At 33.6% G+C, this 23877-nt stretch carries 20 protein-coding genes and 2 pseudogenes; 11 read left to right on the top strand and 11 right to left on the bottom strand.

The genetic code is table 11. From position 1 onward, the window contains the following. The first annotated feature begins 11 nt into the window (after positions 1–11). Both tatA and ACSVDA_RS18585 read left to right on the top strand, forming a co-directional pair. On the top strand, positions 12–227 hold the full coding sequence (gene tatA, locus ACSVDA_RS18590; protein WP_485885072.1) for a twin-arginine translocase TatA/TatE family subunit: 216 nt from the start codon (positions 12–14) through the stop codon (positions 225–227). A gap of 199 nt (positions 228–426) precedes the next feature. Beyond that, positions 427–1281, top strand: coding sequence for a NapH/MauN family ferredoxin-type protein (locus ACSVDA_RS18585; protein WP_485885070.1), 855 nt, complete (start codon positions 427–429; stop codon positions 1279–1281). A gap of 78 nt (positions 1282–1359) precedes the next feature. Here ACSVDA_RS18585 and ACSVDA_RS18580 read toward each other — a convergent pair whose 3' ends face one another. The 4 genes from ACSVDA_RS18580 to ACSVDA_RS18565 all read right to left on the bottom strand — a co-directional run bounded on the left by ACSVDA_RS18580 (position 1360) and on the right by ACSVDA_RS18565 (position 6291). After that, positions 1360–2754: a sensor histidine kinase gene (locus ACSVDA_RS18580; protein WP_485885068.1), complete on the bottom strand. Its 1395-nt coding sequence runs from the start codon at positions 2752–2754 to the stop codon at positions 1360–1362. After that, the gene (locus tag ACSVDA_RS18575; RefSeq protein ID WP_485885066.1) at positions 2751–3455 is read right to left on the bottom strand and encodes a response regulator transcription factor; all 705 of its coding nucleotides are present in this window, start codon (positions 3453–3455) and stop codon (positions 2751–2753) included. The genes ACSVDA_RS18580 and ACSVDA_RS18575 overlap by 4 nt, the downstream gene beginning before the upstream one ends. Positions 3456–3483: 28 nt before the next feature. Beyond that, positions 3484–4740 carry a hypothetical protein gene (locus ACSVDA_RS18570; RefSeq protein WP_485885064.1) on the bottom strand — a complete coding sequence of 419 codons (1257 nt, stop codon included), beginning with the start codon at positions 4738–4740 and terminating at the stop codon, positions 3484–3486. A gap of 294 nt (positions 4741–5034) precedes the next feature. Next, positions 5035–6291, bottom strand: coding sequence for a hypothetical protein (locus ACSVDA_RS18565; protein ID WP_485885062.1), 1257 nt, complete (start codon positions 6289–6291; stop codon positions 5035–5037). Positions 6292–6636: 345 nt separating this feature from the next. Between ACSVDA_RS18565 and ACSVDA_RS18560 the strand changes: the two are divergent. Beyond that, positions 6637–6855, top strand: a pseudogene (locus tag ACSVDA_RS18560) (ASCH domain-containing protein); the annotation flags it as partial. 170 nt (positions 6856–7025) lie between these two features. Next, positions 7026–7262: pseudogene (locus ACSVDA_RS18555) on the top strand (ASCH domain-containing protein); the annotation flags it as partial. A gap of 214 nt (positions 7263–7476) precedes the next feature. Here the strand turns inward: ACSVDA_RS18555 and ACSVDA_RS18550 are convergent. Continuing rightward, positions 7477–8682 carry a DUF418 domain-containing protein gene (locus ACSVDA_RS18550; RefSeq protein WP_485885060.1) on the bottom strand — a complete coding sequence of 402 codons (1206 nt, stop codon included), beginning with the start codon at positions 8680–8682 and terminating at the stop codon, positions 7477–7479. 133 nt (positions 8683–8815) lie between these two features. Here ACSVDA_RS18550 and ACSVDA_RS18545 point away from each other — a divergent pair, with 133 nt between their 5' ends. The 3 genes from ACSVDA_RS18545 (at position 8816) to ACSVDA_RS18535 (ending at position 11138) form a co-directional block, all read left to right on the top strand. After that, on the top strand, positions 8816–9736 hold the full coding sequence (locus tag ACSVDA_RS18545) for an ABC transporter ATP-binding protein (RefSeq protein ID WP_485885058.1): 921 nt from the start codon (positions 8816–8818) through the stop codon (positions 9734–9736). Further along, positions 9723–10523 (top strand): ABC transporter permease, encoded by an 801-nt coding sequence (locus ACSVDA_RS18540; RefSeq protein WP_485885056.1) that lies wholly within the window; start codon positions 9723–9725, stop codon positions 10521–10523. The genes ACSVDA_RS18545 and ACSVDA_RS18540 overlap by 14 nt, the downstream gene beginning before the upstream one ends. 264 nt (positions 10524–10787) lie before the next feature. Further along, a complete protein-coding gene (locus tag ACSVDA_RS18535) occupies positions 10788–11138 on the top strand; it encodes a hypothetical protein (protein WP_485885054.1) in 351 nt (116 codons plus the stop codon). 591 nt (positions 11139–11729) lie between these two features. Here the strand turns inward: ACSVDA_RS18535 and ACSVDA_RS18530 are convergent. Beyond that, positions 11730–11810 carry a hypothetical protein gene (locus ACSVDA_RS18530; protein WP_485885095.1) on the bottom strand — a complete coding sequence of 27 codons (81 nt, stop codon included), beginning with the start codon at positions 11808–11810 and terminating at the stop codon, positions 11730–11732. A 122-nt stretch (positions 11811–11932) separates the two neighbouring features. Then, positions 11933–14083, bottom strand: a complete 2151-nt coding sequence (locus ACSVDA_RS18525; protein WP_485885052.1) for an RCC1 domain-containing protein — start codon at positions 14081–14083, stop codon at positions 11933–11935. Positions 14084–14779: 696 nt separating this feature from the next. Here ACSVDA_RS18525 and ACSVDA_RS18520 point away from each other — a divergent pair. Further along, positions 14780–15253, top strand: a complete 474-nt coding sequence (locus tag ACSVDA_RS18520; RefSeq protein WP_485885050.1) for a DinB family protein — start codon at positions 14780–14782, stop codon at positions 15251–15253. A 100-nt stretch (positions 15254–15353) separates the two neighbouring features. On the opposite strand, the gene ACSVDA_RS18515 is transcribed toward ACSVDA_RS18520, so the two are convergent. After that, positions 15354–16799: a sensor histidine kinase gene (locus ACSVDA_RS18515; RefSeq protein ID WP_485885048.1), complete on the bottom strand. Its 1446-nt coding sequence runs from the start codon at positions 16797–16799 to the stop codon at positions 15354–15356. Continuing rightward, on the bottom strand, positions 16789–17493 hold the full coding sequence (locus tag ACSVDA_RS18510; protein WP_485885047.1) for a winged helix-turn-helix domain-containing protein: 705 nt from the start codon (positions 17491–17493) through the stop codon (positions 16789–16791). The genes ACSVDA_RS18515 and ACSVDA_RS18510 overlap by 11 nt, the downstream gene beginning before the upstream one ends. Before the next feature lie 372 nt (positions 17494–17865). On the opposite strand from ACSVDA_RS18510, the gene ACSVDA_RS18505 reads away from it, so the two are divergent. Both ACSVDA_RS18505 and ACSVDA_RS18500 read left to right on the top strand, forming a co-directional pair. Next, complete coding sequence (locus tag ACSVDA_RS18505) at positions 17866–19305, top strand: ABC transporter permease (RefSeq protein ID WP_485885045.1); 1440 nt, start codon at positions 17866–17868, stop codon at positions 19303–19305. 16 nt (positions 19306–19321) lie between these two features. Beyond that, positions 19322–20020, top strand: a complete 699-nt coding sequence (locus ACSVDA_RS18500; protein WP_485885043.1) for an ABC transporter ATP-binding protein — start codon at positions 19322–19324, stop codon at positions 20018–20020. A gap of 61 nt (positions 20021–20081) precedes the next feature. Here ACSVDA_RS18500 and ACSVDA_RS18495 read toward each other — a convergent pair whose 3' ends face one another. Further along, a complete protein-coding gene (locus ACSVDA_RS18495) occupies positions 20082–20537 on the bottom strand; it encodes a GNAT family N-acetyltransferase (protein WP_485885041.1) in 456 nt (151 codons plus the stop codon). Positions 20538–20958: 421 nt separating this feature from the next. On the opposite strand from ACSVDA_RS18495, the gene msrA reads away from it, so the two are divergent. After that, complete coding sequence (gene msrA, locus ACSVDA_RS18490; protein WP_485885039.1) at positions 20959–22065, top strand: peptide-methionine (S)-S-oxide reductase MsrA; 1107 nt, start codon at positions 20959–20961, stop codon at positions 22063–22065. Between the two features lie 342 nt (positions 22066–22407). On the opposite strand, the gene ACSVDA_RS18485 is transcribed toward msrA, so the two are convergent. Beyond that, a complete protein-coding gene (locus ACSVDA_RS18485) occupies positions 22408–23856 on the bottom strand; it encodes an MFS transporter (RefSeq protein WP_485885037.1) in 1449 nt (482 codons plus the stop codon). Positions 23857–23877: the final 21 nt, after the last annotated feature.

The following is a 23877-nucleotide window of genomic DNA, read 5'->3' as shown; positions in this document are numbered from 1 at the left end:
AGGGGTCACGTATGTTATCGAATATTGGTGTACCAGGTCTTATCCTCATTCTCATCCTTGCTCTTGTCATATTTGGACCTAACAAGCTTCCAGAATTGGGGAGAGCAGTTGGGTCAACATTAAAAGAATTTAAAAAAGCAACAAAAGAATTAGTTGATGATACAGGCAAAGAAGTGATAGAAGCAAAGCAGGTTATTAAGGAAAGCACAGAGTCAGTAAAGCAATAACTTTTTCAATGCTTAAGATAGCTCTGTTAATTTTCTAAAAAAATTGTTGTTTTCTAAGTTAACAATAATTTACTTACAACTAGAGTTCGGGTGTATTTTCTTCTTTAAAGTGGTGTCAACCGTATAAAAACTCAATAAAGTTAATGATAAGAGCAAAATATATAATGAGAACAAGGAACCTCATGTGAGGATGAAATGGATGAGATTGAAAAGAAAATCATATCATAAATGGACAGTTGTACGAAGGTTCGTGCAGTTTGGAATTTTATTGTTGTTTCTTTCTCCATTGTTTTTCGTAGACATTGAGGGTGAAAACTTCTTTTTCGGTTCATTATCATCCTCTAGTTTTTTTGGAATTATTTTATCAGATCCTTTTGCTACACTACAAGTAATGCTTGCTTCAAAAACCTTTCATTTAACTTTTATCGGTAGTGCGTTAATTATTTTGCTGTTTTATGTACTGATCCGTGGGAGAGTATTTTGTAGTTGGGTATGTCCAGTCAATACGATGTTAGATTTCATTGATAAAATCAGGGGAATTGTCCAGTTGCCTGATAAACACATGGATAGGCATTTAAAGGTATACTTTGCTGGACTTATACTACTATTATCATTCGTAATTAGTGTGCCAGTATTTGAGGTTTTCTCACCAATCGGATTTACGATGCGAAACATGTTATTCACTGGTGGAGTTGGTTTTTGGCTATTGCTTTTTATCATGTTATTTGACTTGCTCATTTCAAAAAGAGGCTGGTGTCGATATATTTGTCCTCTTGGAGGCTTCTATCAAGCCATTGGTAGAGTTGGAATGTTTCGAGTGAAATTTGACCATGATTTATGTACTGGCTGTGATCGTTGTAGACAAGTTTGCTTCGCTGATCCAGATATCTTAGAACCTGCAATTAATCGTGAAGAGCTATACGTGTCTGCAGGTGATTGTAGCCTTTGTGGCATGTGTGTTGATCACTGTCCAACAAACGCCTTAATAATAGCGATGCGAAAAAACGATAATCTCAAAAACGAGTATTGGAATGATGAACGGATGAAAGCATAAAAATACTATGTTGTTGAAAGGTATTTATCAACAACATAGTATTTTTCTTATCATTGCAAAAAATCTTTAGCAGTTCTTTCACTTCTTTTTCGGGATGGTAACCGTAATGTTAGTTCCTTCATTTATTTTACTTTGAATGTTGAGCGTGCCGTGATGAAGATCAATAATTTTTTGAGATATTGCAAGTCCAAGCCCTGTTCCTTCTTTGTTAGCATTTGTTTGATAAAACATTTTCGTAATGTTAGATATTTCTTCTTCCTCAATACCGTTGCCTTCGTCCATTACAGTAACGATTACATTATTATTCGTTTCAGTACATGTAATAGTAATGCTACTGTTTTGTGGAGAATATTTAATTGCATTATCCAGTAAATTAATGAGCACTTGCTTCATACGATTCGGGTCAATCTCACTTAATACTTGGATATCTGAGGTTTCGAAGATAATTGATATATGTTTGTTTAAGGCCTTTGCTTTCATTTGAGAAGTTACATCATTAATTAGGCTTGAAAGGTCTATAGTTGAAAGGTTTAATCTAATCGAATCTCTGTTATATGCAGAGAAATCTAACAAGTCTTCTACTAAGCCTATTAATCGATCTGTTTCCTTTTGAATTATTGATAGTCCAAGAGTTGTCTCTTCTTTATTTGCTAAGTCCCCAGAGATCATTGTTTCACTCCACCCTTTAATACTTGTAAGGGGTGTGCGAATTTCGTGGGATACTGAAGATATAAATTCGTTTTTCATTTTATCATTTTTCGTTAATTCTTCAGCCATATAATTAAAGGTCTTTGCTAGTGTACCAATTTCATCAATGTAAGATTCTTCTATTCTACTTTCAAAATTACCTTTCGCAATTTTTTTTGTTGCGCCCGTTAATTCATAGATTGGCTTAGCAATGGAGTTGGCTAAAGTATAACTAATAAGAAAGGTTGCAATCATAACGACAGCACCTATACTGATCGATATCCAATAGATATTTTGAACTGCCCTGTCTACATCTTCTAAGGAAGTAATATAGCGAATCACAGCGTAAGGTTCGCCTTCATCTATGAGGGGAGTAGAAACAGCGAGCAGTCTTTCATTTGCTACATCGTTATTCATATACCAAGAAATTGTTTTGCCCCTTAATGCCTCTTGTACATCTTTTGTTTTAATAAGCGATTCAATTCCAAAGCCACTCGATGTAGTTAAAACTCTTCCTTCTTCGTTAATGACTTGTAAATCTGCTCCTTCATGTATGAGGTTATCTCGAATAATGGACAAGTTCTGATCCAAATTCTGTTTTGTAATGTTCATTTGTCTATTAGCTAAGGAAGCTGAAATTTCTGCATGGTTAATTAATGATTTCTCTATCCCATCATAATAATAAAAATGAATGATACCGATAAAAATACCTTCAAATAGCGCTACTGTTAATAAAATAACGAGCGTATAATGTATAACAATGCGTCTCTTAATTCCAGTAATCATATTTCTTTATCGCTCCACTGGTATCCGTATCCCCAAACTGTGGATATAAGAGTAGGGTGAGAAGGGTCTTTTTCGATTTTTTGTCGCAATCTACGAATATTTACATCAACTATTTTTGTATCACCTGGATAATCAAGCCCCCATACTTCATCAAGTAAATCATTGCGATTAAAAGGCTGTTCTTTGTTCTCGATAAGTAGCTTTAATAAAGCAAATTCGGTCGGTGTTAAGTCTATAAGTTGATCTCCTTTTTTAACTTGCTTTTTCTGAGGGAAAAGTTCAATAAATAAATTATTATTAACATTGTTATGTTCCGAAATTTTCTTAGTTAACATGTTAACCCTTCTAATTAACGATTTAATTCGAGCTAATAGTTCTTTCGGACTGAATGGTTTATTGACATAATCATCAGCTCCAGTGATTAAACCTTGTACACGGTCAACTTCTTGAACTTTTGCTGTTAGCATAATAATACCAACACTTTCGTTTTGTGCTCTAATATGTTTACAAACCTCAAACCCGTCCATCCCAGGTAACATAATATCTAATAAAATAATAGAAATTTCTGGATGTTCACGAGCGATTGAAAGGCCTTCTTCACCGTTATCTGCTTCAAGAACATGATATCCTTCTCGTTTTAAATTAATTGTTATAAAGCTCCGAATACTTTCTTCATCTTCTATTACTAATATTGTATACATATGTCCACCCTCCAATCTCTTTCTGAAGTTAATAGTGAATTAGCTTAAAATGCTTCTGGAGTGTTTTATCAAAAAATGACGTATAAAAAACTCTCGTTTTTGTTCGAGCGAGCATGAATTCTTCTTTGGCTTGTTGTGCCTCAGATATAGGTGAAATAGTAATATCAAATAACTTTTCTCCATTACTTGCTTTAATAAAGGTGATGCGAGAGCTTATATCACCTTGTAATAATGTAAAATCACTATCCCATTCTGAAGGTATTTCAAAATAAAACCCATTTTCATAGTTATAATACCTTTCATTAACGAGGGATAGAGAGGTAAGGCCATCCCATTCAAAATATGTGGTGATATAAGGAATCATCCGATAATGTATGTCCTCGTAAAAAGCTGGAACTCGCTCCTCGGCTATTTCCAAAATGCCGTCATGATTAGTGTCCTCACTATTTATCATATTAAATTTGTAGAATCTATATTGATCATTAAATGCTTGTTGAAGTGTGTTATTTTCTACTGTGATGATCTCAGTACTGTAACTATTAGGACCAAGCGAATAATCAAGTAACACGCCTTTTTTTGAATCAGTCACAAAGCCATTAATAACATTGTAAAATCCTAGTGTGGAATTTAATCTTAATTCATCAAGCACTATAGGTTGGTTATTCTGAAAGTTATATAGGGACAATACTGGGACAACATAAGGATTGGTAGATTCTAGTTCATATTTTACTACTATAAAATCTAATTGGTTATCCTGGTCTAGATCATCAATAACATATGTGTATAGTGGTGTATTAAGGATTTCTTTTAGCATACCCTCGTTATATTGAAATATGGACATTTGTTTTTCACTGTAGCCATTTTCACTAGTAGTACTGATAATTACTTCAGGGTGTCCATTATTTGTTAAGTCAAAAAATGTTAATTCTTCAATATATTGACCGTTAAGCTCAATTTGATCAACTACTGCCCAATCGTTGTTATTCTGTTTAAGTATTAAGCCAATTAATGTTTCAGGTTGTTCTTTTTCTGTATAAAAAACTACACCTTCGTCATATTTATCGTCGTCAAGGTCGATTAAGGTGATTGTATTATTACTTTGCGTCTGCAATGGAGTAATTAATGTTGCATCGATAGGTAATAGCGTATCGATCGTGTTTTTTAAACTAGCTCTTTTCTTATCTAGTTGAGGTGGTTTCATTAGTTCGACGTTTGATTGAATAATATTACAGCCAGTTAGAAGAATAACACTAAATAAGAACGAAGCATAATAAATCTTTTTCATTAAGGAATCCTCCTTAAATAATTGTTAATATTCCTTCAAATAAACTTTGTTATTTTTAGTTAAGGACTGTTTTCGCATTATTTTGTTATTTTACTTCCTAAGAAATTGTCACGTACATAACGAGAGTTCGTGGCAGCTTTCCCGTAAAACGATGACAATCGAATAAAACCACTTCTTGCGGTTCTATTTCGTTAACAATCGAAAAGAGCCTAAGTTAATTAATGAAGAACATTTAAAGGAATTGAATTCATATCCCTATTTTGAGGTCAGTTCAATTACTTTTTTAGTACTCCATTACTTCGATAGTACATTAAAGTGTTGTAGAAGCGTTTCATCATCAAAGTTAGTATAATAAACTCTAGTATTTGTTCTTGCAATTTCTATTTTATTTGGTAACTCCTCTGCATCGGATATTGGAGAAATGAAAATATCGAACAAAGGTTCATTTTCATTGATAGTAATAAAAGTAATTTGACTATCGTCGTCTGATAGATGCAATGTATAATTTTGTTCCCAGTCTGTTGGGATGTCAAAGTAGAAGCCATTACTATAGCTATAAAACCTTTCATTAATAAATATTAAGCCTGTTTTTCCATCCCACTGATAGAACCTAGTAATATAAGGAATCGTTGCATATGAATTATTCTCATATCCGGCTGGTATTCTAAGTGTTCCTATTTCCATTATGCCATCATTATTTATATCCCCACTCTCGACGTGATAATCTTTCCACAAGGGATCAGGCTCTGTATAACTCCTTTGTAAATTGTTACGTAACGATTGGTTTTCAACAGTAATGATATTTGTAGAAGCAGAGCGGCTTCCAAGTCCAACATCAAGTAAAATTCCTTTTTGGGTAGGCGTAACAAGACCACTGACAACATTGTAGTATGATCCTTCAAAAGGAAGTGAAATACTGTCAAAAGAGACAAAGTGTTCATCTTCATAATGGTATAAAGTGAGTACTGATGAAATGTCTTCATCGTGATAGATCGTAACGAAGTCTACGATACCATCTTGATCTAAATCATCAATGACAATATTAGCTAGCTTGTCAGTATATATATTCATCATTTTTCCATTGTTTAATTTGAAAAGGTTATATTCCTTTTCTCTCGAGAAACGTGGGTATTCAACGGAAGAGCCTATAATCATCTCCGAAAATCCATCGTTAGTAATATCTGCAAAATCTAAATTCGTTAAATAAACACCATTAAATTTGATTTTATCTAAAACTTCCCAACCCTCATCCGTCTCCTTAAATATTAAGCTTATTAAGTGTTGTTTATCTTGTTCTGTTTGATAAATGACCACAGCTTCATCATTGCCATCTTTATCAAAATCTACGAGAGTGATCGTATTAAAATCTCCACTTTCTGTCGTACTAATCAATGTATCACCTTCACTTAATAATGAATCAACATAGCTTTTTAAACTTGCCTTTTTACTATCTAATTGAGGTGGCTTCATTAATTCGACATTTGGCTGAATAATATCACATCCAGTTAGCAAAATAGCACTAAATAAGAACGATAGAAAAAACTTTTTCATGAAGGAATCCTCCTGAATATATAAATAGTTTCCCAAAAGTTCTACGTATTATTTTCAAAGATTCCGCTTTTGCTTTGGTAATTGTTATTTATGCTAAATAATTATCACTACTTTTATAGAGAAAAACAATTAGGAAACAATTACAGAACTATTCCAACGGTATTATATCGGAAAACTGCGAACGAAGGGTAACAAAATAGTAACAAATTGTTGAATGTGATTATTGGAAGTCGTAGATATGAGTTTATGATGTTTATTAAGCTTCCTGGACTCAACATAGAAAGAATGAATGATATGATGTATATTATGTTGTTTGACAATTATTTTGTCTAAGGAGAGAGGAAGATGAATAAAGCATCACAAATGTATTGGGATGAATTTTGCAAGTCCCAAGGTCATGATGAGCAAAAATCAGTAAGTGCATGGCAATTTGGAGATAATCCAGACCATCTAGCTCAATTGGTGATAGATGGTATAAAAACAGCGACATGCTCTGGATTAATATTTTATGAAATTGAAAACGAGCCACTACCTGCTGTTGAAGATTATAGTATTGTATTAAATAGTAAGGCTCTTTTCGTAAACTTTGTTCCTTCTTTTACTTATATTTGAGTAGTTGATGTGTATGATATGTTTCTTATATTCTTTAGCGATGAAAAGATGCCACGAACGTTAGTTATAATCGTGCTCAGCTTTTGTTACGAACAACAACAATTCATGCGAAAACAGCACATAGTAAAGACGAACCTGTAGCAATTATTAAAACAATAGAAGTGAAAATTATGCCAATGAATGAGGTTTCGGAGGATTTTGCTGTTGCAGAAGGCGAAGGGGATAGAACTTACCAATATTGGAAAGATGCCCACGTGAAATTCTTCTCTAATGAATTAAATAATTTAGGGATTGAATTTTCAGAGGATATGATCGTTGTATGTGAGCACTTTAAATTAATCGATGTAAAAAACAATTGATTTAACGCTTGGAATTTACTCCAAGCGTTATTGAATATTTCAGATCTGTTATATGTTATTTAGTTTTTTTAAAAAGGCTCCGTAAACTTGGTTGCTTTTTTTACTACAGAATTTTGAGAACTTAATAATTTTACAAGTAAAAAAGATGTCCCTAACGTTAGATATTTACGTGTTTATATCAAAGAACGAAAAGCAACAGCCTAATCAAATATAGTTAATCCGAAGGATGAATTTTAGATAACTTTTGAACTTTTCCATAAGTTATCGTTCTCCATATCCATTCAAACGGTCCAAATTGAAATCGACGAAGCCAAATGTAGCTAAAAATGATTTGGATCGGAAAGATAATAATGGTTACGATAAGACCTTGCCATAAGGTGATTTTCCCATATAACCCAAAGCCAAAGAATAGAATGAAACAAATTATTGTTTGACAAAGGTAGTTGGTCAGTGCCATTTGACCTGCATAACGCAGCGGCTGTAATAACTCTTGCCATAATTCACTTTCTAGCAATAGTATAATTGTCACAATATAAAAAATAGAGAGTACCATTCCGCTAAAGCTTACAAAAAAGTAGTTCTGCGCACTAAACATAAAAGTTACTGATTCATGCTGGCTGTACAGATAAATGATCATAGCTAATGATGGAATACTAAGCAGCAAGGTGATGAGCTGAGTTCTTTTAAGCTGTTTTTTCAACGTTGATACTCTTCGGAATAAATCGATTTTACCAGCGAACAAGCCGAGTAAAAATGTCCCTAATATGTCTGGTAAGATTAGTGGAAGATTACCTAATAGCAATGGTACCTCGTTGGATATTCTCCAATTCATTAATTGAACATAAGACATTGTTTGAAAGGCATGCTTTTTTTCAATCCCCTCTGCCATTGTCTCTTGAACAATTTCTTCATTTAAATTTACATCTGTGAATGATTCAGATATTTGGGCAAATAACGCTGAAACACCTATAAGAAACTGAAATGAAAGAAGAAGGACGAAAGCCCAAATTAATATTGTTTTTGCTTTTCTACGATAAAATAGTAGTAGAAGAAAGCCTGCAATCGCGTATGAATGTAGTATATCTCCATGCCAGAAAAAGAGGATGTGAAGTACTCCAAATAGCAAAAGTGCTAATAATCTTTTTGAAAATAACCAATTAACGTTTGCACCCCTTGCTTCGGCACGAGTCATAAAAATATAAAATCCTAGCCCAAATAGAAAAGAAAAAATAGTATAAAATTTTGTTTGAACGAATAAATCAAATAATAGCCTTATCGTTTTATCGATTCCTGTATATGTCATAAACTCACTGCCAGAAAAAGAAGGCATATTTACTAAGAATATACCAAACAGTGCAAAACCCCTAATAATGTCTAATGATACGATTCTTTCTTTTCCTAAAGCAGATACGCTATTCATGTTAATTCCTCCTTATGTAGACATGATGTAATACAATTATATAGTATTAATTAGAAAATTGTTACAAATAATGAAACTAAAGCTAGTTATAAAACGTATTATAATAGACCTATAATAAATAGGAGGGGATATTATGGAAGTTGCTTTGCAAATTAAACAACTTACGAAAGACATAGGCAATAAGAGAATTATAGATGGTTTGACATTTGAGGTTTATCAAGGCGAAGTATTTGGTTTTCTTGGTCCCAACGGTGCAGGAAAAACAACGACTATACGAATGCTTGTCGGTTTGATGTCTATCACTTCAGGTGAGGTTCATATTAAAGGAATAAACCTAAAAAAGAACTTTGAAGAAGCACTTAGTCAAGTAGGTGGAATTGTTGAAAATCCTGAAATGTATAAGTATTTATCAGGTTATCAAAATTTAGTTCATTACTCACGGATGATTAAGGGTATAACAAAGGAACGAATTGACGAAGTTGTTCGTTTAGTTGGACTCGAAAACAGAATAAAAAATAAAGTGAAAACCTATTCTCTCGGCATGCGCCAACGTCTAGGGTTAGCACAAGCATTGTTACATAAACCATCGTTGCTAATACTAGATGAACCTACAAATGGGCTTGATCCTGCAGGAATTCGTGAAGTAAGAGATTATTTACGTAAATTAGCGAGAGAAGAAGGATTAGCGGTGATTGTCTCAAGTCATTTGCTATCAGAAATGGAGCTGATGTGTGATCGAATTGCGATCATACAGCATGGTAAGTTGATCGGAGTTCAGCAGGTGAATGAATTTGTGAACGAGGGGGAAAAACTGAGTGTGTCGTTTTCAGTTGACTCTATCGATCAAGCACAAGCAACGATTGACGCAGAATTCCCGACTATTAAATCTCATATTCAACACGATAGAGTAGAAGTTGAAATTGACAGAGAAAGTATACCTGAGCTCGTTGCAAGCCTTGTACATAAGCAAGTGAAAATATATGAAATTGAACAAAAATCAAAATCTCTTGAAGATAGATTTTTAGAAGTGACTGGAGGGAATGTCATTGACTAATATGCTCTCACTTATTAGAAATGAAAATATGAAAATATATCGTCGTATATCTACATGGATATTGCTGGGCATATTAATTACATTTGTAACCATTTTTGGAGTAGCCTTAAAAGTAAATACCCCTGAAGGAATTACTATGTGGACATTCATTGAAGAATCAAGTGGTTTAACAGCAATCATTACATTGTTTACTGTTATAATTGCAGGTGGAATTGTTGCTACAGAATTCACACAAGGTACGATTAAGCTACTTCTCATTCGTCCTGTTAGTAGAACAAAAATACTGCTATCTAAATATTTGTCGACGATGTTTTTTGCTTTAACGACACTCATGCTATTATTTGTTACCGCCTTTTTATTAGGTGGATTATTATTTGGATTTGAAAGCTTTACAGATCCATATATTGCTCCTGAAAGTACACTAGAAAAATCTATGTTCGGGCATGTATTAAGCTTATACGGTTTAAATTTTGTGGACGTTGTGATGATGTCAACATTTGCGTTTATGATATCTACTGTGTTTAGAAGTAGCTCATTATCAATAGGGCTTGCTATATTCTTAATGTTTGCTGGTACTACAGCTGTCATGCTTTTAATAGGTATTGGATATGAAGAATGGGCGAAGTATTTATTATTTGCCCATACAGACCTTTCCCAACATATTAACAACCGTCCATTAATAGAAGGGACGACAATGAGGTTTTCAATTAGCGTCCTAATAGTATATTTTGCTACCTTTGTTGGGCTATCTTGGGTCGTCTTTAACAAAAGAGATGTAGCTGCATAGTACTTGGCTGTCCAATATGTTTTTATATGTGAAGCATCCAAAGGAAAATTGACCTTTGGATGCTTCTTCGATGATAGAGAGAAGTAGTGCTTAAGTAATTAATTCCGTAAAAAAATAATATAGTTGTTACAAACATAATATTTGCATAAAAATGATAGTAACCGTATTCCACACAACGCCCAGCTTGTAGAACAACTTATTAAGGAAATTATGGAATTGAAGATAGCTATTAAGTAAAAGGGCAGGATCATTTAGAAACAAGGAGTGATTAAAATTAGAAATACTTCAAAATTATTAGGAATAGTAGGAGGTTTCTCCAGCATAATTTTATGGATTATATTTAACTATTATAATCCTTACTCAAACCTAAAAGATACTGAACCGATGGTAATTACATTTATAATGTTGTTCCTTCCTGCTTGTCTAGCAATTATAGCTTCTATCAAATTTAAAAAACATTTAATGGTAATCGCATTTTTGTGGTCATTACCAATCAGTTTATATACAATGGGTACCCCTGGAACCTTTTCTTTATTTGGAGTTACGAGTATTACTTATTTAATTAGTTTTCTTTTTATGATATTAGCTAAGAAAAGGGATGCACTAGGTCATTAATTTTATTCTAGTAGCTAGAGCTATTCAGTAAAAGCTGAAAAACCATCTACGCTTTTGTCCTCGTTTAAACTATAAATTTGATAGTATGTAGATACATAGGGAAAATTTATATGAAGTACTTATATGGGAATGTGATGAAAAAAGGATAATGAATTTTTAGGAGGAATATTGTGGATAGGCAACGTACATATTTTTATGGATTTATAGTTGGGTTTGTATTGATAATTTTACCTGTGCCACATTTTTTCTTTTGGGAAGATATTATGGATATAGTCGATGTGGTATTTCATTATAGTGGATTTATATTGTTAATGGTTTGTGTATTTCCTTTGGTAATTGAAGTTTTTCGGAATTTTTATCTTAAATATTTTCAATGAAATTAAGATATAAGCATTTATTAAAAGTAAGAAGGTTGGGTATTTATTTTTTATTAGGTAGGTATTGTTGAAGTTGAGAAAAATAATATAGTAACATTAATGTATTGTATAACTAATAAAAAACCGTCCTCAATTTTGAGTTCGGTTTTTTATTTCAAGTAAAGTTTTGTATAGTAAGTCTCTTTCAACTGCATGAATTGCCTATTTAACTTCTTCAATTAGGTGTGAAGGACACAGCAAGTGGATCTTTCCCAACCGGCACTGTTGCATTAACTTGGTGCGTTTTTACATCTATGACCGATACAGTTGTAGCACAACTGGTATATATGATTTTATGTCATTTGATTGCTTAGTTATTGTGGTTCATTGATTTTTAGAGGCTGTTCTATTATTGTTTATCCTTCCTAATTTTTTAACTTAATTCAATATGACTGGTTTTATCTGTTTAGTGTAATTAAAGAATAATAAGGGATTCGCACCAAAGAGATTAATGCTGCCGTCCTTCATAACAAATACATGATAATGAAGGCCTGGTCCTTCTATTCTGTATGCATAAAGTGATTCGATTAAATGTATATCATCTAAATTATTAATGTTGGTTATTAACGGGGTCCCCACAATATTATAGTCTTTCATCTCACCGGAATTATTGATTGTAACGTTTCCTGTAATTAAGTGAATATTCTCAAGTACTTTCTCATGTGTAAAGTTACTGTCTTCATCTAGACTTATTCCGTATAAATTTCCCTCGGCATCTAATGCACGTACTGAACCTGCTAGAACAGTTTTATTATGTCCGCTATCTGGAGCATAATCATAGCTTAAGTCAACGATATTGTGTAAATTCTCAATCGGTTTCATAATAATTGTGTCATCTAATATTTGATCTTCGTAATAAACCGTTCCGTCTGTTGTTAATATAAACGTTTTATTAAAGTTGTAAATATTTTTGATTTCAATATGTTGGTCTTGGTCAAAGGTAATTGTTTTATAGTGGTTATTGTTAAAGGTCGAATGATATAGTTTATCATCTTCACTTTGAATTGCTATGTCTGATCCGTATGCATATATGTTTTTAATTGGGAAATCAGTTTCCAAAGTTTCACAGCTTTCTTCAGTTAAATCATAGATTATTTTTCCACTAGAAGTTAAAAAAATAGTTTGTCTCATGTTGCTTATCATCGTTTGTACATCTTCAGAGATGTCTAATTGTTTTAGCTTCACATCTTCGGTTACAGTCCAAACCTGTCCGTCACGCAGTATATATATTGTCTTACTATTGGGAAGAATTTGGTCTATGTCTGACATTGTTCCGATTGCAGTAAGGTGTTGAAAGAGAGTAGGGGAAGTTCCAAGCTGTCCTGTCATATTATTTCCCCAAGAATAAACATTTCCATTACGACTCAATGCTAATACGTGGTCTGTACCTACTTGTATATCAATGATGTCAGTCAAGCCTTCAATTTGTATTGGAGTGTCCAGTTCAAAAGAATTAGAATTTACTAGAAGTCCATTTTGATCCCCCCACCCCCAAACAGTTCCATCGTTCTTTAATGCAAAATTGGCATGAGTATTATGAGCTATTTTTTTTACATCGTCTAATTTTTCAAATGGTGTTAACGTAGGTGGTTGCTCATGTTCTTTTTGGTAGATTAGCCATTCTCCTGATTGCAATTTAATAAATGTACTATTGATGTTAAATCCTTCAGCGACGCCAATTACAGTATCAGCAATATTTACTTGATTCGCAATTGGCTCCTCCGCATTACTAAAAAAACTATTATTATATTCTTCAGTCCATAAAGTACCATCCGTTTTTATTGCAAAAAGAGTATTGCCAAAATTAAAGAGTTTACTCACATTTGTTATATTTGATAAAGGAGTTGCTGAAAAAGTGTTTGTATTGTATTGAAAATTGACATGAATAATCGTACCGTCCGCTGTTAAAGCAAAAAGCGTGTCTTGTCTTACTTCATTAATTCCTACAATGTTTGTTAATGAAGATAACATAAATGGTTTACCACCTTCATTTAAATACCATACTTCCCCTGATTCGGTTAATATAAATTCACCTGATATTGAAGTGGCTTGTGGAATATCGTTTATAAGTTGAGGAAAGGCTGGGTTCCTATCTCTAGGGTACTCATCTCTAGAGCCCCAAGCATATACGTTGCCATTTTCATGTAATGCATAAGATGTTCCATAATGTGCTCCATAACCTGCTTCATCGATAATTGTTTTAGTTGATATTGCTTTTATATCTGCTAATAATTCTCCTTCAATGAATGGATGCGAAAGAAGTAAATTTGTGTTGCTGTTATCTTGCTTTAACAACATGTCAGCAGAGCAAGGTGTAGTTGTAAATTGAGCCTTTGGTTCTTCATCGGAAGTTTCTTCAACATCACTATTATCTTCCCTTACTTGATCTCCTTGAGTGGAGTCACTAGAAATTGATTCCTCTTGATTTTGATTAGTAGCTTGATCTTGTTGAATGGGACGATTACATGCTGTGCTCAAAAAGATGACTAATAATATAACATAGCGAAGTAGTTTTCTTTTTGTAAGCATCTTTTGCTCCTCCTTATGTAAATTTAAGCATTCGGACATATAAATACAGGCTCTGTTTACAAATTATAGTAAATACATTGTTAATTATATATTAAGCTATGATTTGATAAAATGATTATTTTGAGTTTTCAAATATTATTATCGCGCTACTAGCAAACACATAATCTAATGAGATATTGTCTTTTTAAGAGGCTCTTTCGTAAACTTTATTGCTCTCATTAAGCTGATTGAAAAACTTGCATTGTCATTGTTGTATTGAATGCTAAATATATACTATTTACAAGTAATAACAATTAACACAAAACGAGCTTTATAAAAAGGTATAGCTCCCCTAAAAACCTTGTTGCAACTATTAAGAACATCTAATGAAGCAATGTTGCTTCTAGCTAATGTTTTACGTGTATGTTTTAGTACAGTCAAAATAAAATACAAAGTTGCAAGATCATATCACTACAATGATATTTCGATGACTATGGAATAAAATGCACTATACAATGATGGTGTAAATAAAAGCTCTTTTCGAAAACTTTGTTGCTTTTTTCACTTACATATGAGTAGCTGATGTGTATGATATGATTTTTTTTCAGAGAAGAAAAGGCCATGAAATCAAGTTGTGTACGTGTTTACTTCGTAATAAGAAAAACAACAATCAATGCGAAAACAGCCTATATTAAAGAATTATAGGGAGATGTTATTATGGATGCAAAAGCTTTAATTCTTCTTGATCTAAAGGAATGTAGGCGTAGATTCCTCATAGTTGCTAGAGGATTTTCAGATGATTTATTATGTTGGAAGCCTGATGCCAGGGCATTAACAGTTGGGGAAACCATTAGGCATGTACTATTGCATGATTTCTCATGGCTTACAATCTTGCGTGAGCATAGATTACCTTCTGAAGAAGAAAGGAAACAAATATGGGGAAAACCATTCGTTACAATTGAAAGTGAAATAGCTGGCAGCAATATATATCATGATAGCTTGCTATCGTATGTTAATGGATTACCTTCTTCAACATATAGTTCAAAGATGATTAAATGGCCGCATAAAGATATTGAAAGGTCATTAGGAGACACACTAGAAAGAAAATCATATCATGATGCAGTACATACTGGACAGTTACTACAATATATGAGAATGCTGCAAATTGAACGACCTGATATATGGGACTAGATCAGTTAACAGTATCTGGTCTTCGCTATATGTGAGTATATTTTTTAAATCAGGTGGAGGGTTCCTCCACCTGATTTGCTTATTCATGATCTAATATCCTTTAATCGACAGACTTATCTATGTGATTTACAGTCTCAGATTTACTAATAGGAAAGGCAATGATAAATTTGGTACCGTACTGTTTTTTACTGTCAACGGTAATTTCACCACCGTGTAAATTTACGAGCTGTTTAACGATAGCTAAACCTAATCCAAACTCTCCGTAAGGATTATTTCTACGTGAAATATCAGCTTTGTAAAAACGATGCCAGATCATTTCAATTTCTTTAGAATCTATGCCCATCCCTGTGTCCTCGATTACAATGATTACCTCGTTATATCCCTTCTTTCCTCTTAGCCAGATCGTACCATCAGACGTGAACTGAATGCTGTTTTTCGTAATGTTTATTAATATTTGCATTAATCTGTCATAATCAGCATGGATATATATGCCCTCATCAACCTGTATGATTACCCGATTATTCTTTTCCTCTGCTTGAGTAATTAAATGCTCTTTAATAATTTCGAATATTTCTAACAGCTGTATGTCGACTTTATGTAATTGAATTTGAAGTGAACGAATATTTTCATAATCCAAGTTTTCATTTACAAGTCGAATAAGTCTCTTTGACTCTGTACTAATTAAGTTCAGGCCTTTATCTTTTTCTTGCTCTGGAATCATGTTATTTTTTAAACCTTCAATTATGCCACTTATTGTCGTTAATGGTGTTCGTAATTCGTGTGATACATCTGCAATAAATTGTCTGCGCCGCTTTTCTAGTCGATTAATTTCATCATTTGATTCTCTTAACTTTGAAGCCATTTGGTTAAAGTCTGCTGCTAATTCACCTAATTCATCAAGGGTTGTATCTGGTACATTCACATTATAGTTTCCATCTGCAATCATGGAAGTAGCTTCACGAATGTGTTGGATTCGTCTAACATGCAATTTTGATAATAACCAACTTAATAATAAAGAAATGGATAATGAGATAATAACTGTGTACAGTAAAGCTCTATTCAATGAACTAATCATATCCTGTGTATTACTAATAGGTGCAATTAATAAGATGCCGCCTTGCACCTTTTGGTCAATAACATAAGGAATAGCAACCAATGATGCTTCTTGATCAAAGCGTTGTATATCATGCTTTATAATTACCGTATCGCCGTTCGATATTTGGTGCAATTCTCTTTCGTCTAATTGTATTTGTTTAAAACGATCAACAAATGGGGATAGAATAGATCCTTTACTATCAAACATTATTAATCGAATGTTCCTTGCCCTTAATACTTCGTTATATTGCTTTAAGGGTTTCTCAGTCTCAATGCTACTTTGGTCTATAACACTTAAAATTTCATCACCAAATGACAGCAATTCATCAACTTTGTTTTGGAAGACTAAGTTTTCAACAAAGTGTGTAAATAACAAACTTAAAATTAACAATGCAATAATTAAAATACTAATGTGACTTCCAATAAGTTGATATATATACTTAATTCTCATTACTATTAACCAATTCATCAAATTTATAACCTACACCCCATACTGTGTGGAATAAAGGGCGTGAGTTGGTACCTAGTTTTTTGCGTAATCTTTTAATATGTACATCAACAGTTCTTTCGTCACCATAATATTGATAGCCCCAAACTTTTTCTAATAAATGCTCTCTTGAAAACACTTGTCTTGGGTGTTGAATAAAGAAGTACAAAAGATCAAATTCTTTTGGTGTTAAATTTGAAATTAATGTATTATCTAAAAATACTTCACGCGTATTTTTATTTATTTTTACAAAGTCAGTTTGAATCTCATCAGTTTCAATACTTTGCGGCTGTCCTTGATGGTATCTCCGGGTAACTGCTTTTATGCGTGCCATGAGTGTAAGTGGACTAAATGGTTTCGTTACATAGTCATCAGCTCCCATATCCAAACCGAGCACTTGATCTGACTCACTATCTTTAGCTGTTAACATAATGATAGGAACCGTACTTTGCTCTTCTCTTATTTTGCGGCAAATACTTACACCGTCCATATGAGGAAGCATCCAATCGATAATCAGCAAGTCCCAATTTTCTTTTTTGAACTGGTGATAGCCTTCTAGTCCATCATTTACAAATTTTCCAGACAATCCTTCTTTTGAAAAAAACATTTCTAGCATAGAGCAAACACTTTCATTATCCTCGATGACTAGAATCTTCATCTTACACCTCCACTAAAAAATTACTTTATTTAAAGTTAAATTGAATAATGACTATTTTCAACCTCTATGTAAAATATTTCGTTTTTCGTTAAAGGTTACGAAATAGTTCATTCATAGTTTGGACATATATAGGCGTTAAGATTTATACATCCACATAAAAAAGTCCAAAGATTGGAGGCTATCAATTATTAATAAAGGTTCATTTTGTTACTATTACAAACTAGAATAACTAGAAAAGATATGATTTATTTTCGTTTTACTATGAACTCTAGTTTTGTGCGTTGTAAAAGTAATACGAAAACATCCTTAGAAAAAAAGCACAAGACATATTAATTAGATATAAATAATTGCAAATGATTAGGAGGAGTAAGAATGAATTTCTTAAAACGTGCATTCTTGAGTGTAACTGCTCGCAAAGGAAAAAGTATGTTACTAGTATTTGTTTTTTCAGTGATTTGTGTTTTAGTACTGGCCGGTCTATCTATTCAAACCGCAGCTCAAAAGTCTAGCGAATTAGCGAGACAACAGTTAGGTGGACAGGTCACCTTACAAGTCGATAGAGAAAAGCTCATGGAAGAAGCAGGGCAACAACAAGGTGGAGGTAGACAACAAGGGCGTATCCAGTCTGTCCCAGTTCCGGTGGAATCTGCTACAGCATTATTGTCATCAGATAACATAAAAGGATATAACTATTATTCCTCAGCATCTGGGTTGGCTGAAGATTTCGATCCGATTGTAAGTGAAACGACTGATGAAGAGGAAACGAACGCAGGGCAAGGGAGCTTTAATAATTCTGGAAATATGCGTGGAGTCCAGGCAGATATAAGTGTTCAAGGGGTATTATTTACAGATTCGGTCGAGGCCTTTTTAAATGATGAAGCTTCGATTGTCGAAGGTCGCCATTTGACGGAAGAGGACATAGGGGAGGACGTTGCATTAATAGAACAAAATTTAGCTATTGCAAATGATTTAGCTATTGGTGACACGATAACGATTCAAAGAACAGATGAAACTAGCTCGGTAATGCTCGAGATTGTCGGAATCTATGAAACAACAGAACTAGTAGATGATCAAGCAGCAAGCTTCGATTTTTTGAACCCATATAATAGAGTATACACACCTTATACTACTGCTTCTAGCTTGAAGAGTGAAAACTATGAAGACGCTATAGATTACGCAGTATATTTTATGGACGACCCTGCAAATATTCAAAGCTTTATTGATGAAGCATCTCTTGAAAGTACTATTGATTTTGATGTTTTTAAGCTAGATGCTAACGATCAATTATACGAACAGATGATTGGTCCTATCGAAAATGTTGCATCATTTTCAACCAATGTCGTTTATTTAGTAACGATTGCTGGTGCAATTATTTTAGGGTTAATTGTCATGATGTCAATTCGTGAACGAAAGTATGAAATGGGTGTTTTATTAGCGATAGGTGAAAAGAAATGGAAGCTAATTGGACAATTCTTAGTAGAAATTTTAGTAGTAGCAGTTATAGCACTCGGTATATCTGCTGTAAGTGGAAATGTCGTTGCAGGACAAATAGGTGATCAGCTGTTATCACAAGAAATACAACAATCTGAAGAAACAGCGTCAAATCCTGCTTCTTTCGGACAGAGAATGACAAGGCAAGCACAACAACAAATAGATGTTGAGCCAGTTGATGAGTTGCAAATTGATGTGACAGCTGGAGATTTAAGTATGCTAGGGATGATTGGCTTGTTAATTGCTATCTTATCAACACTAATTCCATCTATGTCAATATTAAGCCTTCAGCCAAAAACAATTTTATCAAGGCAAGATTAACTGAGGAGGAAATAAAATGAGTGCCTTATTGGAATTCATAGACGTAAATTATTGGTATGAGCATGAAAATGAAAAGCAAACAATTTTAAATAATGTTAATGTAAGTTTTGAAAAGGGGAATTTTTATTCGATAGTTGGACCTTCTGGTTCAGGTAAAACAACCTTTTTAGCTATGGCGAGTGCACTAGATATGCCGAAAAGTGGAAAAATTTTATATGAAGGAAAAGATATAAAAAAAATTGGTTTATCTAACTTTAGAAACAAATACGTGTCGATCGTTTTTCAGTCATATAATCTACTACCTTATATGACAGCTATTCAAAATGTTATAACCGCAATGGAGATTACTGGATCAGATGAAGCAAATAAAAGAGATTTTGCATTGAGTATGCTTAAAAAGGTAGGTATTACTGAAAAACAAGCTGGACAAAAGGTCCTTACGCTTAGTGGAGGACAGCAACAGCGTGTTTCTATTGCACGTGCATTAAGTTGTAAATCAGATTTAATAGTCGCTGATGAGCCGACTGGAAATTTGGATGAAAAGACTGCTAAAGATATCGTTAAACTATTTCAAGATCTAGCACATAAAGAGGAAAAATGCGTCATCGTTGTTACACATGATAACAATATTGCAAATGTTTCAGATGTTACAGTGAGAATTTCCAAAGGTAACTTTAGAGTTATATATAACAATCAAGCTTCTTCAATTAAGTAAGTAGAAAATTGCTCCCCAATAAAGATTAGGGGAGCAACTTTTTATTTCTATGTAATTTCTCTTAAATTGAATAAGTTAGCCACTCTCCCTTAACTCCACCCATTTTTTTATAAAAGTTTTGAGCACGGATATTATCAGGTGCTGTTTCCCAAGACATAAAAGCAAAGTTATTAGTATCCTTGTACTCTACACACGTTTGAAAAAGCTTCTCTGCAACTCCAGTTCCGCGATAGTTATTTCTTACATATAGATCATTTAGAACTACAACCTTTTGTGCGCTTAATGTACTGTATGAAAAGTATAATGTCGCAAAGCCAATTAATTCTCCATGGTGCTCTGCTACAAATTGAATTCCTTCTTTTTGTTGAGTGAGCATATTTATTAGACTGTCGACCTTACTTGATGGTGGTTGGTCCTTTTGATAAAAATCACAAATATACTCAAGCATTAAAGCTTTAATTTGTTCGTTGTCTTCTACATGCGTTGGTCGGATAATAGTTTCATTCATCATATCCATCTCACTTTTCACTCCCTTTTCAAAATAGTAGTAGATGTATATATTATATTCTTTATCTAATTAATATAATAACTAGAATTTTAAAAAAATTATGCAATTTTTCTTAACCCATTTCTTAAATGTGTAATTCTTAAAGCCCATATTAGTTTGTTGATATGTGATCTTCTTCATTTGCTAAATAAGAAAGGATGTTTCGAATGAATGGTTACTTTTCGTAATAAAAGCTATAAAATTTTTCAAGACTATAACAATCAAATAATACATATCAGTTACTCAAAGTTTACTTAAAGATCAAAAGAAAAAAGCACTCCTTAGTATTTACTTATGTAATACTTTGTTAATCTTTTCGTTATGCTTTTATAAGGTTCTTTCTATACTCTATGAACTATGATGAATTACATTTTTAGAGAGGGGTATAAAAGTGCAAAAGAACAAATGGAAAATAACGATGATCCTATCGGTGAGCCTAGTTATCATTGTTGTCATGTATTTTTTATTTGGATCTAATCAGCAGGCAGCTACTGTGAAACAAAGTTATGATGAATCAATGTATGCGAAAGCGACGTTTGCAGGTGGGTGCTTTTGGTGTATGGAGCCACCGTTTGAAAAGCTTGATGGTGTAATAGATGCCGTATCAGGATATACTGGCGGTCAGCAAGAAAACCCAACATACAAAGAAGTCTCTGCTGGAACAACAGGTCACATTGAAGCAGTTGAGATTATATACGACCCTGAAAAAATAACCTATGACACTTTATTAGAGGTGTTTTGGAGACAGGTCAACCCAACAGATTCAGGTGGGCAGTTTGTTGATCGTGGAGAACAGTATCGAACAGCAATCTTTTATCAAAATGAAGAACAAAAGGAGCTAGCAGAACAGTCAAAAAGCAGCTTGAATGAATCTGGCCGATATAATGATCCGATTGTAACAGAGATTCTACCAGCTGCAACATTTTATAAAGCAGAGGAGTATCATCAAGATTACTACAAAAAGAATAGCTTAAAGTATAAATTTTATCGACATAACTCGGGAAGAGATCAATATTTAGATGAGACTTGGGGTGATGATAGAGAATTTGACATTCCTAAAGCATTTATCAAGCCTTCTCAAGAAGAGTTAAAGGAGAGCTTAACACCGATACAATATAAAGTAACTCAAGAGGATGGTACGGAAAAGGCATATGATAATGAATTCTGGGATCATAAAGAAGAAGGCATTTATGTTGATATTATTTCTGGAGAACCATTGTTTAGTTCATTAGACAAATATGATTCAGGAACTGGGTGGCCTAGCTTTACACAACCTCTTGAACCGAATAATATCGTTGAACATGAAGATCGCAGCCTGTTTATTACACGTACAGAAGTAAGGAGCAACAATGCAGATTCACATCTTGGCCATGTGTTTACTGATGGACCGAAACCGACAGGCTTAAGATATTGTATAAATTCAGCTGCCCTACGATTTATATCAGCAGATGATTTGCAAGAAGAAGGGTACGGTGATTATATGGATCTATTTAAGTAAAGATTTGGACATTAAAACAGTGAATTTGGACAGTAAAGTAGTGAGTTTGTTCAGTTAAACCAGCGATTTTGGATAGTAAACAAGTGAATTTGGACAGTAAACCAGCGAGTTTGGACAGTAAACCAGTGAGTTTGGACAGTAAACCAGTGAGTTTGGATAGTAAACCAGCAAGTTTGGACAGTAAAACGATGATTTGGACAGCAAATCAGTGAGTTTAGACAAAAAAATTGAATTTGGCTAGTAAATCTAGCTAGTGGATAAGAATATGGTTAGTATGAGCAACATAGTGAGTTAGACGATGATCTCAGGGGTTTCACCTCAATAGGAAAACCCCTACTGATTCTATGTTTCAGCTGTATATTCATCACCATGTGAATCTTTTGGTTCTTCTAAAGCAAACATACAATATAGAAAACTTAGTAATGCACCAACAGACAAAATAATAAAAAATTGTCTAGGAGTAACGAAAGTGAGTAATGTTAAGTAGACAACGGCTCCTACATTTCCATAAGCACCTGCCATACCGGAAATTTGGCCAGTCATTTTACGTTTTATAAAAGGGATAACGGCAAAAGTAGCTCCTTCTGCTCCTTGGATAAACATGGAGGTTAAAACAGTAATAGTAACAGCTAGAACAATAGGCCAACTTGAGTTAATAAATGCCATCCCAAGTAATCCTATGGATATTCCAAACATATAAGCGAGCATAATCAGTTTTCTACTTCTAACATGATCAGATATCCACCCACCTAACGGTCGTGCAAATAAATTAACAAATGCAAAAGATGAGGCTATTAATCCCGCTGTTGTCGGGGTTAAAGAGAATGTTGTTAAGAAAAAAGTTGGCAACATCGATACGATTGCCAATTCAGCACCGAAGTTTGCAAAATAAGTTGTGTTAAGTGCAGCGACATTTTTAAAGCGATAGCCTCCTGATTTTGTTTCTTTAGATTTTAACAAAGGTATATTTACTCTTAATATTTGAATGATTTGATAAGTGAGTACAATGAGCAGAATAACATAAATAACATATAAGGTATTTTGCGGAATGAAGTTTAAATTTTTTAATCGCCATGCGAGCAATCCCAAAACACCGACTAACGGAATTGTCCAAACAATTAATTGAATTAAATCACCCCACGAGCTTACTTGCATTGCTGCTATTTTTTCTGACCGAAGAAATTTTTTACCTTCAGGTGTGTCAGTTACAATAAAGAAATAAATGATGCCATAGATGAGGCAAATGACGCCTGTATAAGCAATTGCATATCTCCAGCCGTTGTCACCACCGATAATTTGTATAGCTATCCAAGGCAAAAGAACAGCAGCTGCAGCTGAGCCGAAATTGCCAAACCCAGCGTAAAAGCCTTCGGCAAAGCCAACTTTTTTTGGAGGGAACCATTCTGAAATGATTCGAATCCCAATGACAAAACTTGCACCAATGCCACTTAAAACTAGACGAGATACGAAAAGCTGCATCCATGAATTTCCGAATGCAAAAACAAAGGTAGGAAAAGCCATGATAATGAGTAATGCAGAAAAAACGATTCTAGGTCCATATTTGTCAAGTAACATCCCAACAACTATTCTTGCTGGGACAGTTAGAGCAACGTTAATAATAGCTAATGCCGCGAGGTGATCATCTGTCAACCATCCTACAGATTCAACCATCGTTGTGGCTAGAGGTGCCATATTAAACCACGTAAAAAAAGAAATGAAAAAAGCTATCCACGTAAAATGTAATACTCGAATTTGTTTGTTTTGAAATTTCATTAATTCACTAGGTTTCATGCGGAATTCTCCCCCAAATAA

The sequence above is a fragment of the Cytobacillus sp. Hm23 genome, assembly GCF_051842895.1.
In the GTDB taxonomy this organism is placed as follows: Bacteria; Bacillota; Bacilli; order Bacillales; family SM2101; genus Nanhaiella.
The sequence above is the reverse complement of the archived record's forward strand: the minus strand, read 5'-3'. Positions and strand labels throughout refer to the sequence as shown.

Coding starts and splice junctions, on each gene's coding strand:
- ACSVDA_RS18565 (WP_485885062.1), bottom strand. CDS start 6,291: ATGAAAAAGTTTTTTCTATCGTTCTTATTTAGTGCTATTTTGCTAACT.
- ACSVDA_RS18550 (WP_485885060.1), bottom strand. CDS start 8,682: ATGAATAGCGTATCTGCTTTAGGAAAAGAAAGAATCGTATCATTAGAC.
- ACSVDA_RS18525 (WP_485885052.1), bottom strand. CDS start 14,083: ATGCTTACAAAAAGAAAACTACTTCGCTATGTTATATTATTAGTCATC.
- ACSVDA_RS18575 (WP_485885066.1), bottom strand. CDS start 3,455: ATGTATACAATATTAGTAATAGAAGATGAAGAAAGTATTCGGAGCTTT.
- ACSVDA_RS18580 (WP_485885068.1), bottom strand. CDS start 2,754: ATGATTACTGGAATTAAGAGACGCATTGTTATACATTATACGCTCGTT.
- ACSVDA_RS18515 (WP_485885048.1), bottom strand. CDS start 16,799: ATGAGAATTAAGTATATATATCAACTTATTGGAAGTCACATTAGTATT.
- ACSVDA_RS18500 (WP_485885043.1), top strand. CDS start 19,322: ATGAGTGCCTTATTGGAATTCATAGACGTAAATTATTGGTATGAGCAT.
- ACSVDA_RS18585 (WP_485885070.1), top strand. CDS start 427: ATGAGATTGAAAAGAAAATCATATCATAAATGGACAGTTGTACGAAGG.
- ACSVDA_RS18505 (WP_485885045.1), top strand. CDS start 17,866: ATGAATTTCTTAAAACGTGCATTCTTGAGTGTAACTGCTCGCAAAGGA.
- tatA (WP_485885072.1), top strand. CDS start 12: ATGTTATCGAATATTGGTGTACCAGGTCTTATCCTCATTCTCATCCTT.
- ACSVDA_RS18510 (WP_485885047.1), bottom strand. CDS start 17,493: ATGAAGATTCTAGTCATCGAGGATAATGAAAGTGTTTGCTCTATGCTA.
- ACSVDA_RS18540 (WP_485885056.1), top strand. CDS start 9,723: ATGTCATTGACTAATATGCTCTCACTTATTAGAAATGAAAATATGAAA.
- ACSVDA_RS18570 (WP_485885064.1), bottom strand. CDS start 4,740: ATGAAAAAGATTTATTATGCTTCGTTCTTATTTAGTGTTATTCTTCTA.
- ACSVDA_RS18520 (WP_485885050.1), top strand. CDS start 14,780: ATGGATGCAAAAGCTTTAATTCTTCTTGATCTAAAGGAATGTAGGCGT.
- ACSVDA_RS18495 (WP_485885041.1), bottom strand. CDS start 20,537: ATGGATATGATGAATGAAACTATTATCCGACCAACGCATGTAGAAGAC.
- ACSVDA_RS18545 (WP_485885058.1), top strand. CDS start 8,816: ATGGAAGTTGCTTTGCAAATTAAACAACTTACGAAAGACATAGGCAAT.
- ACSVDA_RS18485 (WP_485885037.1), bottom strand. CDS start 23,856: ATGAAACCTAGTGAATTAATGAAATTTCAAAACAAACAAATTCGAGTA.